A 15,590-nucleotide genomic window follows, 5' to 3' on the forward strand; every position below is an offset into this window, starting at 1 on the left:
AACTTCGGCCATCAGCCGGCGGAGTACCATGCCCGTCCTTGATGAGCCTTCGTATTCGCGACTCAGTTGAGTGTCTGAGAGCGCACAGTGAACGCCCTTCATGGCGAGCCATCTCAGTTTCGTGGTCTTTGCTCGGGCGAGCCGTTGCGTAGTCCGCGGCTGCTCATACCTGGTCCGCCTCGTCTGTCGTGTGGGGAAGCAAGGGGAACAATCGGGTGATGAGCGCCACCGGTCGGGCGCCGTCAGGGCGGGCCAGGGGGCGTTGTTCGCGGTGCTGGTAGGGAGCCAGGGCCCGTCGCACGGTCTCCGCGACCCGGCTCATCTCTTCGGGCGTCAGGTAGGCCACGGCGCTGAAGGCTTCAGCGTGGCGCCATTCGGCCGGGGCTTGGTCCCGTTGGGCGAGCCAGCGCTGCCAGCTCTCGTCCTCAAGCCCTCGGGCCAGGTCGCCGAACTGCTCCTCCGCGGGTGCGGCGGTGGAGGGGGTGCGCTGGCTCAGACGCCATGGACGTGCGCGCCCTCCGCGGTGAGGGGCTTCTTCGATGTGCCCATGGCGTGCGAGCTGGCGAAGGTGAAACGAGCAGAGCCCAGAGCTGTAGCCCAGTCGGGCGGCGGCTTCGGTCGCTGTGACGGTGCCGACTTCCGCCAGCAGGTCCAGCAGGGCGGTGCGGACGTCGTGCTCACGCAGTTCGTCGCCCGTGTCCCGTGTCCGATCGGGCTGGGGGTTGAGGTCATCTTCAGTCACTTTGCAAAGTCTGCTACTTTGCAAAGCGCTTGGCAAGTGGTGCTTGCCGGGGGTATCGGGGCCGCGGCGCCGTCCGCGGCCACGTGTGTGACGTCCGTAGGAATCCGTAGGAAGAGGAGACAGCGATGTCCGTTCGATGCGACCGGTCCCGTCCCATAGACCGGCGAATCCGTGTGCAAGGCCAACCCGTCGACTCGTATCCGGCGTTGCCGGAGGAGGCGGAACGGGGTTCGGTGCGGCGGGTAACGGTGGTGGGTGAGGAGGTCCTGAGCCGACCGTGTCGCGAGGTGACCGAGTTCGGGACTCCAGAGCTGTCAGCGTTAATCGACGACATGTTCCTGACGATGTATGTGGCCGACGGTGCAGGCCTGGCGGCCAATCAGGTAGGCGTCGATCTGCGGCTGTTCGTATATGACTGCCCGGACGACTACGGGATCCGGCATGTCGGCCACATCATCAACCCCGTCCTGGACCTGCCCGATCCGGGCAGCCGCCGACTCGTCGACGAATTCGAGGGCTGCTTGTCCGTGCCCGGTGCCGCTATGACCGTTCCCCGTACCGATCGTGCCGTCGCTCGCGGGCTCGACAAGGACGGCAACCCTCTCGTCATCGAGGGGACGGGCTACTTCGCCCGGTGTCTGCAGCACGAGACCGATCACCTCTTCGGCCACACGTATCTTGACCGACTCTCCAAACGGGACCGCAAGGACGCCTATCGGCAGATGGAGGACCGCCGGGAGGACGTCTTCGCACAACGCGCGATCAAGGCTGCCAGTTTGGGCCGGTGAGCCGGGATCGCCCAGGACTTGCCCTGCGCCAGCAAAGCCCCGGGCGCGACCTTCGACAGTGTCATGGCTTCTCCGGGGGCACGGTCGTGCCGGGCCCGGAGGCGGCGGCCATCTTGCAGGGCTGCCAAGAAGACATCTGTCACCTGTGGACCGTTGTCCGGGTGACTTGTCGAACAACTTCTCTCCGGTGCCGGGCCCTTGGGGCGAGGCTTTCGGTTCCGCTCCGTGGGCAGAGTCCTGAGGCCCGTGCGGCCGCACCGGAGTGGGCGCCGCACTTCCCTCGTCGCAACAGACGACTGTGTCAACCGGAGGTCATCATCGGTACGTCACGAATCAGCAGGCGCCTCGGCATGGCCGGTGCGGTACTGATGGCGGTGGCAGTTGTCGCGTCCCCGGCGGGGGCCGGTGCGGCGATGGCGGGGACGGGGTGTTTCGACCGGGCGAGAGAGCCCTACACCTCGCAGGTCGACAGCCATCTGCACTTCCGCCCGTTCGGAGGGCAGGCGATTCCGTTCGAGGAACTCACCGGGTATCTGCACAAGAGCGGTGTCCGGCACGCGAGCATGTACGGCATTGGGCAGATGCTGCCGGTGAACTCCAACTGCACGTACTACCTGGACTGCCCCGGAACTCCCGTGGTGCCGAGCATGAAGAACGACTTCGCCAACGCTGAGAATTATGTGGCGACGAAGCCGAAGGACCCCGAACTCGCTGTTTCCATGACGTTTATGGACCTGAACCGTCCGGAGACCGTCCCACCCGGAATCGCCCTCTACGACAAGGAGTTCCCGGGGGTGTTCCGATGGGCGGGGGAGGTGAATCTCGTCAAGCAGGCGCTGTTCCCCAACCACCACACGCCCGCGACGAGTGAGAACATCAAGAAGTGGGCGCCGTTCATGAAGGTGCTGCGGGACCGCGGGATTCCGATCACCATCCACTCGGATCTCGGGAGCGATACGGACCAGACGAAATATCTCCATCTGATGGAGGAGACCCTCCGGCTGTATCCGCGGAACAAGATCGTGTGGGCGCACATGGGTCTGTCCAAGGAGCTCACCACCATGGACCCGGACCGGCACATCGGCATCATGAAGAGACTCCTGGACGAGCACCCCCATCTCACGCTGGACCTCAGCTGGCGGGTGCTGGAAGACAGCTACTTCAGTAAGCCGGGAGTCAGGCAGAAGTACGCCGCGTTCTTCGACCGGTATTCGACCAGGGCCATTCCCGGGACCGACTTCGTGGCCTCGCGAAACAAGGACTACCACGTCTACGAGCAAGAGCTCGAAGTCACCAGTCGGATCAACAAGGCACTGGGCGACCGGGCGTTCCGTGACATCGCGCTCGGGGAGAACTACTACCGCCTGCTCGGCCTGAAGGAGAGCGCGCCTGAGGTGTGCGGGGCGGTGTGACGCGGCGCGGGCAGCCGGGCGACCTGCCCTGGGTGGACTGGAGTTGAATGCCACGGGCGGAAGGCGATGAGATGGAAGCCTTCCGCCCGTGGCGGCTGCGCTCTTGGGTGTGAGTGCTGGTCAGCAGGTGGAGTCACCCACGCTGTAGGTCACTCGTCTCCGCGTCGGCAGGCCCGCACCCCGAACGCGGTCACTGCGGATCAGGCGGGTCAGCGCCGCAGGGTGAGGACGCCCGGCCGGTACGGCAGTTGGTCGTAGGGGCCGCTCGCGGTGGGGGACTTGCCCTGGTAGAGGAACTGCAGGTTGCAGGGGTCGATGGTCATGGTCTGGTCGGGGTTGTTGCGGACCAGGTCACCGTGGCTGATGTCGTTGGTCCAGGTGGCACCGCTGTTGGCCTTGCCCGCGAAGGGGTTGCTCTCACTGGCGGCCTGCGGGGTCCACGTACCGTTCAGGCTTGAGGCCGTGAACGAGCGGAAGTAGCGCTGCTCATTGGCACCCCGAGCCTCAACGATCATGAGGTACTGGTTCTGGCCCTGGACCTTGTAGACCTGCGGCGCCTCGAACAGGTTCTTCACCGTGTCGCTCATGACCGTCGTGTACGACGAGCCGAAGCTGCCGGGGAAGTTCCCGATCGGCATGGTCGACTTATAGATCTTGCCGTTGTCACCGGCGAAGAAAAGGTACATGTTCTGGTCGTCGGCGATCAGCGTCTGGTCGATCGGGGCGGCGCCCGGAATGCCGCCGGTGAACAGCGGATGCGGCGCGGACCAGCCGTTGGGATTGGTCGGGTCGCTCGACGTGCGGTAGATGAAGGGCCACGCACCCCACTGGTACGCCAGCACCCAGATCTTCTTGGGCGCGAAGTAGAACAGCGTGGGCGCCACCGTGGCCTGGCTCATCCCGGTCTGGCGGGCCGAAGCCATGTCCGGCCAGTTGGTGAAGGGACTGAACATCATCGAGCCGTACGACTTTCCCGACACGTTCGACGCGTAGACCAGGTGCTTGCCGTTGTACGTCACGGTGGTGAAGTCCTTCACCGAGGTCCACCCGTTCGCCGGCTGCGCCAGGGCGCCCGTCGAGGTCCACCGGTACGTCGACGGAAGAGCACATGTGCTGCCCGTCGGCGCGGGCTGCGTCGGGGTCGAAGTCCCGGACGGGCCGGTCCACTTCTGGTTGCTGCCGGACCAGCAGGAGTACAGCTGGATCTTGGTGCCGTTGGTGGTGGCCGCGCCGACGGCGTCGAGGCACAGCCCGGACTGGACGCCGGCGATCGTGCCGTTGGTGTTGATGTTCCACTGCTGGTCGGCGCCGCCGTTGCAGTCCTCGATGACCACCGCGGTGCCGTTGCTGGTGCCCTTGCCCTTGGCGGCCAGACACTTGTCGCCGTAGACCATCAGCTGCTTGCCGGAGGTGTGGGTCCAGCGCTGGTTGGTCTGTCCGTTGCAGTCCCACAGCTGCGCCTGGGTGCCGTTGACGGTGCTGGAGCCGTTGACGTCGAGACAACGACCGGAGGGGACGCCCTTGATCTCTCCGCCGGCAGCGGTCCCGCCGGTGGTGTTACCGCTCCCGCCGGAGGCGGCCCTGAGGGCGTTCATGACGGCGGTGTAGGCGGGCTTGGGGTTGCCGTTGTTGTCGAACAGCAGGGGGCTCTCGCTGCTGCGCCAGGAGTCGCGGTCACGGATGCCCCATACCGTGATGCCGGTGCACCGGCCCACGGCCAGGCAGGCGTTGACCGCGTTGGCGTAGTGGGTGGAGGACGCTCCTGCGATGTCCAGCTCGGTGATCTGGACGTCGACGCCCAGGGCGGCGAAGTTGGACAAGGTGGTCTGGAAGCTGGACGGAGGGCCGCCGGCGCCGAAGTGGCTCTGGAACCCGACGCAGTCGATCGGCACGCCGCGGGACTTGAAGTCCTTGACCATCCTGTAGACGCCCTGGGTCTTGGCGTCGGTCCAGTTCTCGATGTTGTAGTCGTTGTAGCAGAGCTTGGCCGCGGGGTCGGCGGTCCGGGCGGTGCGGAACGCCTCCTCGATGAAGCCGTTGCCCAGCACGTTCTGGAACACCGAGCTGCGGTGCCGGCCGCTGCCGTCGTCGGCGAACGCCTCGTTGACCACGTCCCAGGCGTAGATCTTGCCCTTGTAGTGGGTCATCTCGGTGGTGATGTGGTTGTTCATCACGCTGCGCAGGGTGTTCGCGTCGCCAATTGAGCCGGCCCAGCCGGGCAGTTGGGAGTGCCAGACCAGGGTGTGCCCGCGCATACGCTGGCCGTGCGCCTGGGCGTGGTTGACGATCTGGTCGGCCGGGCCGAAGTTGAACTTGCCGCGGGACGGCTCGGTGGCGTCCCACTTCATCTCGTTCTCCGGGGTGATCGTGTTGAATTCCCGGTCGAGAATCGTGGAGTACGTCGAGTCGCCGAGCCTGCCGGCGGCCACAGCGGTGCCGAAGTACCTGCCCGAGGGGGCCGCCTGCGTACCCAGGTTCGCGGCTCCTGCGGAGCCGGGGAGGAGCGTGACGACACCGGCCACCAGTGCCGCGGCCGACAGTCCTATCGTCAATGTCCGGCGACGCCGGCCGAGCCGGTGCAGGCCCTTCATGATTCTCCTCGGAGGTCGCGGGTCGCCCTGGTTGCCGTGATCGTGCGCGCATCGGCCGGTACGGTCTGATCCGCCGCGGGGTGGGTGCGGTGCAGGACGTGGCGCCGTTCCTGCGTACCGGTGGCCCGGAGTTGGTGGGTGTGTCGGCTCATTGGAGGGGCTTTCTTCAGTGAGTACGTCGATCGGGGAAGTCGGGGACCCTGCCGCGCCGGCACGTCATGGTGAGCGGCGGGAAGGGCACCCCACAGAGTGGAGGCCTCCGAACTCGCGCTCTCGTAACAGAAATGTCGCGCCGTCCGGACGATTGGTCGGTGATGCATCTCGCAGGCAAAAAGCGTTATGCCGAACCCCGCGGCCTGGTCGTCCCCGCGGAAAGGGAGCGCCGCCCTGATCCGTGGTGAAGGTGTGTGGAGTCGTATCGCCTACCAGTCGGTGTTCCGCCGGGCCGGGCGGGCGATTCCCGGAGTGCCTGGCCCTACGAGGCTCGGTTTCCCACGCTCAAGCGGCGGTTCTCAAACCCAGGCCCTGCGCACGAAGAAGGAAGCCTGGCCGGCGAAGGCCCGAGTGCCGTCGGAGCCGTCGAGCCAGATGCCACCGTCGCGGTGGCGCAGGACCGACCCGGGATAGTTGTGCGCGTGCAGGGTTACCGACCCCGCGGCCGCCCCGGGGCGCGGACAGAAGGTGGCGTCTTCGCGGAACAGTTCGCTGCCGTCGTTCGTGCTGAGCCGTAGCCGCAGGTCACGATGGCGCAGATAGCGGCCGTCGGCGGCGCGGAAGGTGACACACCGTGTGTCGGCCAGCCCTCCGACGACCGTGAAGGTGACCCGCTGCCGCGTCTGCTGGCCGCTGGACGCGGAGACTGAGCCGAGCGTCGCGAAGTCGCCGGCATACGTGAGGTACAGGGCGGGGGCGTCAACGGACTCCAGTGACTGTGCGCCCAGCGGAACAGTGCCTGCGGCGGGCGGCGGACTCACCGGGGGCGGTTCGGCCGACGTGGTGCGCGACGGGATCGGCGTGGGATGGCCGACCGTGGGAGCGGCGGTGACGCCGGGCTCCCGATGCGCCGGTTCGGGCCAGGCCGCGTAGGTGGCGGTCCCGGCGATGAGCACCGCGCCGGTGGCGAGGCCCACCAGCTGCTGAGCGGTCACCGCGTGGATTTTGCCGATCAGAGAGCCGTGCAGAGCGCTTCCCCCCGCCGCTGTGCCGGCGGCGGCGTGTGCCGTGGCCAGCCCGGCGGCGCTCGCGGCCGTACCCGACAGCAGGCCCTTGGCGGCCAAAGCGGCGATGAGTCCGGCCGGGACGGCCAGCGGCGCGAGGCTGAAGAGGAGGAGTTCGGCCGGAACCCGTTTCGTCGTCGCCGTGCAGACCGGGCATGCGCGGGTGTGTCGCGCGATCCGCTTGCGCCAGACCGAGGTGCGCCGACCGTCCCAGCCGACGACGGTCTCGTCCAACCGCGGGCAGCGCGGGTCGGTCTCCAGCGCGGCGACGATCGTCCGGGTCAGTTCCAACTGCTCGCGCATGCGTTGCAGGCGTACTCCGACGTGGGCGACCGTGAGCCCCGTCGCGGCGGCGACGTCGTCACGGCTCAGCAGACCGGCGCGTTCCTGCCACCACAACGACAGCAGTACCCGATGGTCCGGGTCGAGCCACTGAGTGGCTTCGACGACCTGACGGCGCTCGTCCGACATGTGCAGACGCAGGATCGTCAGGTTCTCGGGTTCGGCGCCGGCGTCCGGTATCTCGCTTGCCTCGTCGATGAGCGCGGTCCGGTCGGCGAAGGTGCGTTGCCGGTGCCAGTGCGTATTGATCTGGCGGAGCGTGATCGACACCAGCCAGGACCGGAAGCTCTCCGGGGCACGCAGGGCAGGCAGGTCGCGCACCGCGCGCAGCAGGGTTTCCTGGACGACGTCGTCGACGTCGGCGTGCCCGCTCAGCGCTCGCCCGACGATGTTGTAGAGCAACGGCAGGTACGCGGCGATCAGTTCCTCGCGCGCCCGGGCGTCACCGGCCTGCGCCGCGACAACCAGCCCCGCGTGGTCCGCATCCATGAGCCCCATTCCCACCTCCCCAGGAGAGCGGTCCGCCGAGTACAGCGCCACACCATAGCCGGAACGGTTGGACCGACGCCGAGACCGCATCAGGTGGGGCTGCCCTGACGGAGGATCAGCGTCGAGCCGCACACTCGGCAGACTTTTTTGAGTGAACGGGCAACCTTTGCCGGCTCAGTGGCAACTGACGGGCGACCCGTAGGGCAAGGGCATGCGCGCTCACGCCCACGAGCCGCCCGATCCGACCGCCGCATGCCGCCGTGCACCGCTGATCCGAGCGCGTTGCGGTGAGCACGCCGAAGCAAGGAGTGGCCCCCATGAACGAGAAGGATTCCCCGGTGGACGGCAGCGGCCGACACGCCGGACCGGCTGGTGACCCGCGGCGTTCTCGGGGGCGCCACCGCCGGCGCCGGACGGTGTTGGGCCTGGTATTGGGGGCAACGGGTGTCCTCGGCCCGTATCTGCTGTTCGTGCAGGCCGACTCGGAGGCCGCCACGGTGGATCCCGACGCGTACTACGAGTTGGTGTCCGTCCGCAGTGACAAGCTGCTGGCCGTGCCGGGGGCGGACACGGCGGACGGCGCGTGGATACGGCAGGCGGGTCGCGTGACGGGCGCCGCGAGCCAGCAGTGGCGGCTGATCCCGGCAGGGGACGACTACTACGAGCTTGAGAACCGCAACAGCCACAAGGTCCTCGGAGTGCGGGGCACTTCCAAGGACTCCGCCGCCGCCGTCGAGCAGCAGACCGACCGCCGTTCCGCCGCCCAGCAATGGAAGATGGCCCACGTCGGGGACTCCGCCGTGAAGTTCGTCTCCCGCAGCAGCGGCATGGTGCTGGACATTTGGGGTGGCTCCGACGGCGAAGGGGCACCGCTCGTCCAGTACGCCGACCGGGGCAGCACCAACCAGCAGTGGAGACTGGTGAAGGCGTCCGGCCCAGGCGCGTACACCTGGCACAACGCGCAGATCGTCGGTGGCGGATTCGTCACCGGACTGGTCTTCAACCCCAGCCGCAAGGACCTGCTGTACGCGCGGACCGACATCGGGGGCGCGTACCGCTGGGACGCGACCGCCGCCCAGTGGACCTCCATGACCGACTGGATCGGTGGAACCGACTGGAACCTGCTGGGGACCGAGAGCGTGGCGACCGACCCCGTCGACCCGAACCGGGTGTACCTGGCGAGCGGCACCTACACCAACGACTGGGCGGGCAATGGCGCGATCCTCCGGTCCACCGACCAGGGGAAGACGTTCCAGCGCACCGATCTGCCGTTCAAACTGGGCGGGAACGAGGACGGCCGGTCCATGGGCGAGCGGCTCGTGGTGGACCCCTCCGACCACAGCAAGCTCTACCTGGGCACCCGCAAGAACGGGCTCTGGCGCAGCACCGACTACGGCGTGACGTGGAAGCAGGTCGCCGGCTTCCCCGTGAAGGACGGTGCGAGCAGCGGAGTCGGCCTCTCCTTCGTGACTTTCGGCCCGTCCGGCAGCCGGACGATCTACGTCGGAGTGGCCGACAAGACCACCTCGCTGTACCGCTCCACCGACGGCGGCAGCACCTGGCAGGCCGTGCCCGGCCAGCCGAAGGGCCAACTGCCGCAGCACGGTGTGCTGTCCGGCGACGGCCAGCTGTACCTGACGTACACCAATGCGCCGGGCCCCAACGGAGTGACGGCCGGCTCGGTGTGGAAGTACACGCCGTCCACCGGGAGCTGGAAGAACATCTCGCCGTCCAGCGGCGGTTACGGCTTCGCCGGCCTGGCGGTCGATCCGAAGCACCCGTCCACGGTCATGGTCACCACGCTGGACCGGTGGTGGCCCTCGGACGAGATCTACCGGTCGGCCGACGGCGGCGCCTCCTGGAAGGCGCTCGGCGCGACCTCGGTGCGGGACAACTCCGCGGCGCCCTATGTGGGCACCGGCATCGGCCACTGGATGGGTGCCTTGGCCATCGACCCCTTCGATTCCGGGCACGTGCTGTACGGCACCGGATCGGGGATGTGGGGCAGCAATGACGTGACGGCGGCGGACCACGGGCGTGCGACGCACTGGACCGTCCCGGGCAAGGGCCTGGAGGAGACCGCGACGCTCGGCCTGGTCAAGCCCCCCGGCCTTCCCCTGATCAGTGCGCTCGGCGATGTCGGCGGCTTCCGGCACGACGACCTCACCAAGGTGCCCGCCAAGGCGCTGTCCGGACCGCAGTTCACCAATACCACCGGTATCGACTTCGCCCAGTCGAAGCCGCGGTACATGGTGCGGGTCGGTCTCGGCGGCGCGCAGCACGGCGCCTATTCGACGGACGGCGGAGCGAACTGGGCAGCGTTCGCCGCGGCGCCGGTACCGGGCGCGGGAGGCGGTTCCGCGGCCGTCTCGGCGGACGGCGCCTGCGTGGTGTGGACGCCCGCGGGGCAGGCTCCCTTCTTCTCGACCGACCATGGCTCGACCTGGACGGCGGCCTCCGGTCTGCCCAAGGACGCGACCGTGGTGGCCGACCGCTCGGCGGCGAACACCTTCTACGCCTTCAGCGGCGGCACCCTGTATGCCAGCACCGACGGCGGGAAGCACTTCACGGCCCGGGTCACCGGCCTGGGCGGCGGGCAGCTCAAGGCGGTTCCGGGCATCGCCGGTGACCTGTGGATCGCCGGCGGGAACAACGGACTCCAGCACTCCACCAACGGGGGGAAGAGCTTCAGCAAGCTCGCCGGCGTGGAGCAGGCGACCGCCGTCGGCTTCGGCAAGCCGGCCCCCGGTGCCGGGTACCAGGCGCTCTACCTCAGCGGGAAGGTGAAGGGCGTCGCCGGGCTGTTCCGTTCCACCGACGGCGGCTCGGCCTGGGTCCGGATCAACGACGACCAGCACCAGTTCGGTGGCAACGCCATCAACGTCATCAGCGGCGACCCCGACGTGTACGGGCGCGTCTACCTGGGCGGCTACGGCCGTGGCGTGGTGTACGGCGACCTGTCCTGACCAACCCGGCGGCCGGGCCGGCTTCGGAGCAAGCCGGCCCGGTGCCGAAAAAAATCGGCGCCGGAGCGGAAACCTTTTCGTCTTCTGCGGCCACCAAGCAGTGCAACGTCGACTTGATCTACCGAATGGATGGGCATGAGGGCAACGACGCACGCCGTCCCGCGACCGTGGCACAGGCGCGGACTGGTCATGGGCATACCCTTCGCCCTCGTGGCGGTCAGCCTGCTGGCATGCCTGGCCGTCGCGCTCCTCCCCGGGGGCGGTGCCGACAGCGGGCCGCCCACCGCCGCGTCCACCGTGGCCTCCCGCACGAATGCGCCCGCCACCGCCGACACCCGGATCGATGCCATGCCCTCGGCGGCGCGGCCACAACCGACGAGCCCACCGCCCGCGTCTCCCACCGCGCCTGCCTCTCGCTCGGCCGGCAGCGGCACACACACGACCGCCACCCCGGCGTCCCGGGCAGGACGGATCAAACCCTCGGTGACCTATCAGGGCGTCGCGACCTCCTACGACGCGGGCGACGGCGCGGGCGCCTGCCTCTACGGCCCCTCCGGCGACGTCATGATCGCGGCCATGAACCACACCGACTACGAGTCGGCCAAGGCATGCGGGGCGTACGTGCTCGTCCGCGCCGCGAACGGGGCCAGCATCACGGTGCGGATCGTCAACGAGTGCCCGCTGCCCTGCGCACCCGGGCAGCTCGACCTCAGCCACGAGGCCTTCGCCAAGCTCGCCGACCTCTCGCGGGGCCGCCTGCCGATCACCTGGAACCTGGTCAGCCCCGGCACGCCGGGCACGATCTCCATCCGGTACAAGGCGGGGTCGACCAAGTGGTGGTGCGGGATCCAGGTGATCGGCCACCGCAACCCGGTGGCGACGCTGGAGGTCCGGACCACGAACGGCTGGCGGCGGCTCTCCCGCACCGACTACAACTACTTTCTCTCCCCCGACGGAAGCGGGTGCGGTGGGGCGATCAGAGTCACCGACATCTACGGGGAACAACTGACGATCGACGGGGTGGCGGTGCGGCCCGACGTCGCACAGCCGGCAGACGTCCAGTTCGCGCGGCATTGACCGCGCCGCCCGCCCGCTGGCCGTCGCAGGCCCGTTCAAGGGGCGACCACCATCCGGGCCCGGCCGATGAGGCCGCTACGCTCACGTCGGCTGAAAACGTTCACATCGCAGGGAGAGGGCGACCGAGGGAGATGCTCCTCGATGACACTTCTGCGGAGTTCCACGACTTCTTCGAACGCCACTACGCCGAACTCGCCCGGCTCGCCCACCTCTTGACCGGCGAGACGGACGCGGCCGACGACCTCGCCGCGGACGCGCTGGTCGCCCTGTGGCAACGCTGGGACCGGCTCCGCGCGGCCGACCACCCGCTCGCCTACGCCCGTGGGGTGGTCGCCAACATGGCTCGGGAACGGATCCGCAGCACGGTGCGCGAGCGGCGCCGGATCGCGCTCTTCTGGTCCCGCCATCCCGAGAAGGTGGACGGCCCGGACGTGGCGGCCGTACTGGACGTCCGCGCGGCGCTCGCCCGGCTGCCGTTCCGCAAGCGGGTGTGCGTGGTGCTGCGCCACGCTTTCGACCTGTCGGAGAAGGACACCGCGCTGGTCCTGGGCATATCGGTCGGTACGGTGAAGAGCCAGACCTCGAAGGGAATGGCCGAGCTGGAACGCGTACTCGACGTGTCAGCGGTCGGCACATCGGTGGCAGGGAGGAGGAATCGGTGAACGAGGACATCGGCCGACGGCTGCGTGACGCCGCCGAGGCCCACCAGCCAGACCGGGCGAGGATGCTCGCCCGCGTCGAACGCGGCTCGTCCCGCGCCACGGCCCATCGCCGCCCGCTGCGCGTCGTGAGGTACTGGCCCAAGGCAGTGCTCGCAGGACTCGCCGCGGCCGGGATTCTGGCGACCGGCGGTTTCGCCGTCGCCGGCATCGTCGGGAGCCGGCCCCCGTCGGACGCCCCCACCGCACCGTCCGAGCCTTCCCCCACGGGAGCCTCCCCGTCGACACCCCCCACAGCCAGTTCGCCCCCGAGGGCATCGACTCCCCCCGCCGGCCCGGCCCCCGCCACCCCCTCCCCGAGCGCCTCACGCCCGACCCCGTCGGCGAGCAGCCGGGTCCAGAGCGGGCCGCTGTGGTCGGCCGGCTCCGTCGACCCGCACAGCACCGTCTACTGGGCCCAGAGCGACGTCACCCTCAGGACCGCCCAACCGCTCACCGCCCTTACCGTGGAAGTCCGTATCGCGCAGACGGGCGGCGTACGGAACACCGGAACCTGGCGAACCCTGCCCAGCGACGACTTCACCGTCACCGTTCAGGAGGCCGGCGGGGCGCTGGTCTACCGCTGGGTCCTCAAGCCTGGCCGCACCGTGCCGACCGGGCAGCACGAATTCGCCGCGCAGTACAACCACGCCACCGGCCCGCGCAGTGCCGCGGACGACAACTACCGCATCGATGCGCAGAGTTCGGGCAGTGCGGCGGGGGTCTGGGGAGGGTTTGTCCGAGCGCAGTGAGGCTGTTGGCGCGTACCCCGTGCTCCTGGACGGGGTCGTCCGGCGGCGGGCAGACGGCGGCCGTGGGGGAGCGGTGGCCGACCCGGCCGCGGTCTCGCTGCCCGGTCAGGCGCGGTCGGGGCGCACCGCGCGGAGGATCTCCTCTACCTTCGCGCGCCGGTTCTCGTCCGTGAGGGTGCCGGAGTCCGTGACGCGTTCCTGCGAACCGGACTCGCCTCCGGCGAACCTGGCCTCCCCGCTGCCGAGGAGGCCGGCCGCGTGCTCTTCGCACTCCGCGGATCGCGTCGAGCTGGGCCCGCAGGGTGCGGCGGCGACGCCCGAAGCGGACCGGATCTGTTCGCGGACCTGTCAGCTTCCGTGAAGCCATGGTGACGGACTGCTCATAGCCACTGGGCGGCAGCGCACCTGATCGTGTCGCCCCCGGTCCCGGGAGCCCGTCCGGCTTCTTCACCGAGGGCTCCCCGACCACTGCTCCACCGCCTGAGGGCAGAAGGAGTTCAACCATGACGAACACTATGGGCACCAGCCTGCCGATCGTCATCGGTGTGGTGATCGCGAGCGTGTGCATCACCCAGGACAACTACGGCGACGCGGTGTTCGACATCGTCGTCTGCGGAATCGCCTCGCTGGTGCTCTACCGCAAGACCCGCGGCAAGTGGGAGGTTGGGTCCCTGACGACAGCCGACAACTTGCCCGTGTACGAGGTGCTCACATCACGCGAACACCTTTCCAACGGCGGTGTTGTTGAGTGGCGGGTCGGATGGGCAAGCTGGGGCGCGCTGATGGTGTGCGGCGCGGAAGTTCGCCGACCTGCTGGACGCTCCTGCGGCCGCCCAGCGGGCGAAAAAATGCCGGGGTCCCGGGGCTGGTCAGGCCTCGGGACCCCGGTGCATCTACGTCGGGTGCGGCGCATCTCCGCGCCCCGGCTACCCAGCTTCCCCGGCTCAGACCATGACGGGCCTGGTGGGCTGGTGTTCATTCCGGCGGCCGTGGCGGGTTCTGTGGAGGGAGACCCGTATGCGGGGTGTTGTATCAGAGGAGCTTCTGGGGGGCCTGGTACTGGTCGACGGGCGCGATGTTGCAGGCGGCCTTGGGGCCGCCGAGGGCGTGTCCGCCGATGCCCTCGCCTTCGGGCAGCGGTACCAGGCAGCGGCCGTCGACGTTGATGAGCGAGGCGCCGTAGGTGTTGAGGATGCCGCCCGCTCCGTCTCCGTCGGCGCCCGTGATGACGGTGTCGCCGTTGCGGGTTGAGAAGTCCGTGGCACCGTTGCCGCTCGCGGCGGTCCCGATACCGGCGCCAGTACCAGTACCAGTACCAGTACCAGTGCCGGGCACGGTGGCGCCGGTACCGGTGAGGTTGCCGGTGGTGCTGCTGACGGTGCTGGTGAGGCTTCCAGCGACGTTGCCGGCGCCGGCCAGGTTTCCGGTGGCGTTGCTGCCGGTGAGGCCGCTCACCGCGCCGCTGAGGCAGCCGCAGCCGGTACCGCTCGTGGTGGAGCCGTGCGTGAGAGGGGTGGAGAGGACGGTCTGGAGCTTGTTGGCCGGGGTCTTGGGGGCCGGGGGCGCCGTGGTTGCGGAGGCGGGCGCGGCGACTGCCATCGTTGCGGCGGTGGCGAAAGCCGCTCCGGCGAGAACCTGCTTGATCACGGTGGTGCTCCCAATTCGGTGGGTCAGTAAGGGGTGACGGGCTTGCCCTGGAGGAGTGGGGAACCTGTCACCCCTGGAACGAGGAAGGTGCACAACACGTCACAAAGTGCGCTCATTCAGACCAACCTGTCGTGGGGCCGACGCACCCGCTGCCCGTCGGCGGCTTCTGGGGGCCGCGGACGCTGCCATGAACGCGAAGGGTGCGGCTCTTGCTTGAGTGGCCGTGATCAGGATCAGGCAGCCTGCTCACGGCCACTCACGTAGAGCCGCACCCTGAAGCGAACGTTCTCCACGGCCACCCTGCATCGCCTGCCCAGCCCATCGCGAACCTTGTGGGCTGCGCGACCTGCTGTCCATTCGGCTTGTCGCGTCGGGATTCCCGGTCAGAGCCCTACGCCCCGAATCCTGCGTCGTAGTCCTGGCCGTCCACAACGATCTGTTCGGTGTGCGATGCGGAGCGACGGGGCCTGCTCGCAGGCCCCGGGTGTGCCCACAGCCCCCTGCGTGGCAGGGGGCTGTGGGCCAGACGCAGCTGTCGACCGTTGTCAGAGGAGCTTCTGCGGGGCCTGGTACTGGTCGACGGGCGCGATGTTGCACGCGGCCTTGGGGCCGCCGAGCAGGTGGCCGCCGATGCCCTCACCCTCGGGCAGCGGCACCGCGCAGCGGAGGTCGACGTTGGCGAGCGGGGCGCCATAGGTGTTGAGGATGCCGCCCGATTCCCCGGCGATGGTGGTGTTGCCGTTGCGGGTGCCGAAGTCCGAGGCACCCTGCGCCGAGGCTGGTGCGGCGACGGCCATCGTTGCGGCGGCGGCGAACACCGCTCCGGCGAGAACCTGCTTGATCACGATAATGCTCCCATTCGGTGGATC

Annotated in this window: 11 protein-coding genes; 6 read left to right on the plus strand and 5 right to left on the minus strand. The window is 68.9% G+C overall.

Features of this window, described 5'->3' with window-relative positions:
• Window positions 1–163 precede the first annotated feature (163 nt).
• On the minus strand, window positions 164–742 hold the full coding sequence (locus ACWC2B_RS20470) for a winged helix-turn-helix domain-containing protein (protein ID WP_450718481.1): 579 nt from the start codon (window positions 740–742) through the stop codon (window positions 164–166).
• 125 nt (window positions 743–867) lie between these two features.
• On the opposite strand from ACWC2B_RS20470, the gene def reads away from it, so the two are divergent.
• Both def and ACWC2B_RS20480 read left to right on the plus strand, forming a co-directional pair.
• Window positions 868–1,530, plus strand: a complete 663-nt coding sequence (gene def, locus ACWC2B_RS20475; RefSeq protein WP_450718483.1) for a peptide deformylase — start codon at window positions 868–870, stop codon at window positions 1,528–1,530.
• 350 nt (window positions 1,531–1,880) lie between these two features.
• Window positions 1,881–2,942, plus strand: a complete 1,062-nt coding sequence (locus ACWC2B_RS20480; RefSeq protein ID WP_450718485.1) for an amidohydrolase family protein — start codon at window positions 1,881–1,883, stop codon at window positions 2,940–2,942.
• A gap of 209 nt (window positions 2,943–3,151) precedes the next feature.
• Here the strand turns inward: ACWC2B_RS20480 and ACWC2B_RS20485 are convergent, their stop codons facing one another.
• Together ACWC2B_RS20485 and ACWC2B_RS20490 are read right to left on the minus strand one after the other, a co-directional pair.
• Complete coding sequence (locus tag ACWC2B_RS20485; RefSeq protein WP_450718487.1) at window positions 3,152–5,533, minus strand: non-reducing end alpha-L-arabinofuranosidase family hydrolase; 2,382 nt, start codon at window positions 5,531–5,533, stop codon at window positions 3,152–3,154.
• Between the two features lie 512 nt (window positions 5,534–6,045).
• On the minus strand, window positions 6,046–7,590 hold the full coding sequence (locus ACWC2B_RS20490) for a sigma-70 family RNA polymerase sigma factor (RefSeq protein WP_450718489.1): 1,545 nt from the start codon (window positions 7,588–7,590) through the stop codon (window positions 6,046–6,048).
• 308 nt (window positions 7,591–7,898) lie between these two features.
• Here ACWC2B_RS20490 and ACWC2B_RS20495 point away from each other — a divergent pair, with 308 nt between their 5' ends.
• The 4 genes from ACWC2B_RS20495 (at window position 7,899) to ACWC2B_RS20510 (ending at window position 13,074) form a co-directional block, all read left to right on the plus strand.
• Window positions 7,899–10,547, plus strand: a complete 2,649-nt coding sequence (locus tag ACWC2B_RS20495; protein WP_450718491.1) for an RICIN domain-containing protein — start codon at window positions 7,899–7,901, stop codon at window positions 10,545–10,547.
• Between the two features lie 189 nt (window positions 10,548–10,736).
• A complete protein-coding gene (locus ACWC2B_RS20500) occupies window positions 10,737–11,624 on the plus strand; it encodes an expansin EXLX1 family cellulose-binding protein (RefSeq protein ID WP_450718493.1) in 888 nt (295 codons plus the stop codon).
• Between the two features lie 131 nt (window positions 11,625–11,755).
• Complete coding sequence (locus tag ACWC2B_RS20505; protein ID WP_450718495.1) at window positions 11,756–12,286, plus strand: SigE family RNA polymerase sigma factor; 531 nt, start codon at window positions 11,756–11,758, stop codon at window positions 12,284–12,286.
• The gene (locus tag ACWC2B_RS20510; RefSeq protein ID WP_450718497.1) at window positions 12,283–13,074 is read left to right on the plus strand and encodes a hypothetical protein; all 792 of its coding nucleotides are present in this window, start codon (window positions 12,283–12,285) and stop codon (window positions 13,072–13,074) included. Before ACWC2B_RS20505 ends, ACWC2B_RS20510 begins: the two co-directional genes overlap by 4 nt.
• 1,032 nt (window positions 13,075–14,106) lie before the next feature.
• Here the strand turns inward: ACWC2B_RS20510 and ACWC2B_RS20515 are convergent.
• Both ACWC2B_RS20515 and ACWC2B_RS20520 read right to left on the minus strand, forming a co-directional pair.
• On the minus strand, window positions 14,107–14,721 hold the full coding sequence (locus tag ACWC2B_RS20515) for a hypothetical protein (RefSeq protein ID WP_450718499.1): 615 nt from the start codon (window positions 14,719–14,721) through the stop codon (window positions 14,107–14,109).
• Between the two features lie 545 nt (window positions 14,722–15,266).
• On the minus strand, window positions 15,267–15,566 hold the full coding sequence (locus ACWC2B_RS20520) for a hypothetical protein (protein ID WP_450718501.1): 300 nt from the start codon (window positions 15,564–15,566) through the stop codon (window positions 15,267–15,269).
• Window positions 15,567–15,590: the final 24 nt, after the last annotated feature.

The sequence above is a fragment of the Streptomyces sp. NPDC001415 genome, from assembly GCF_053597395.1.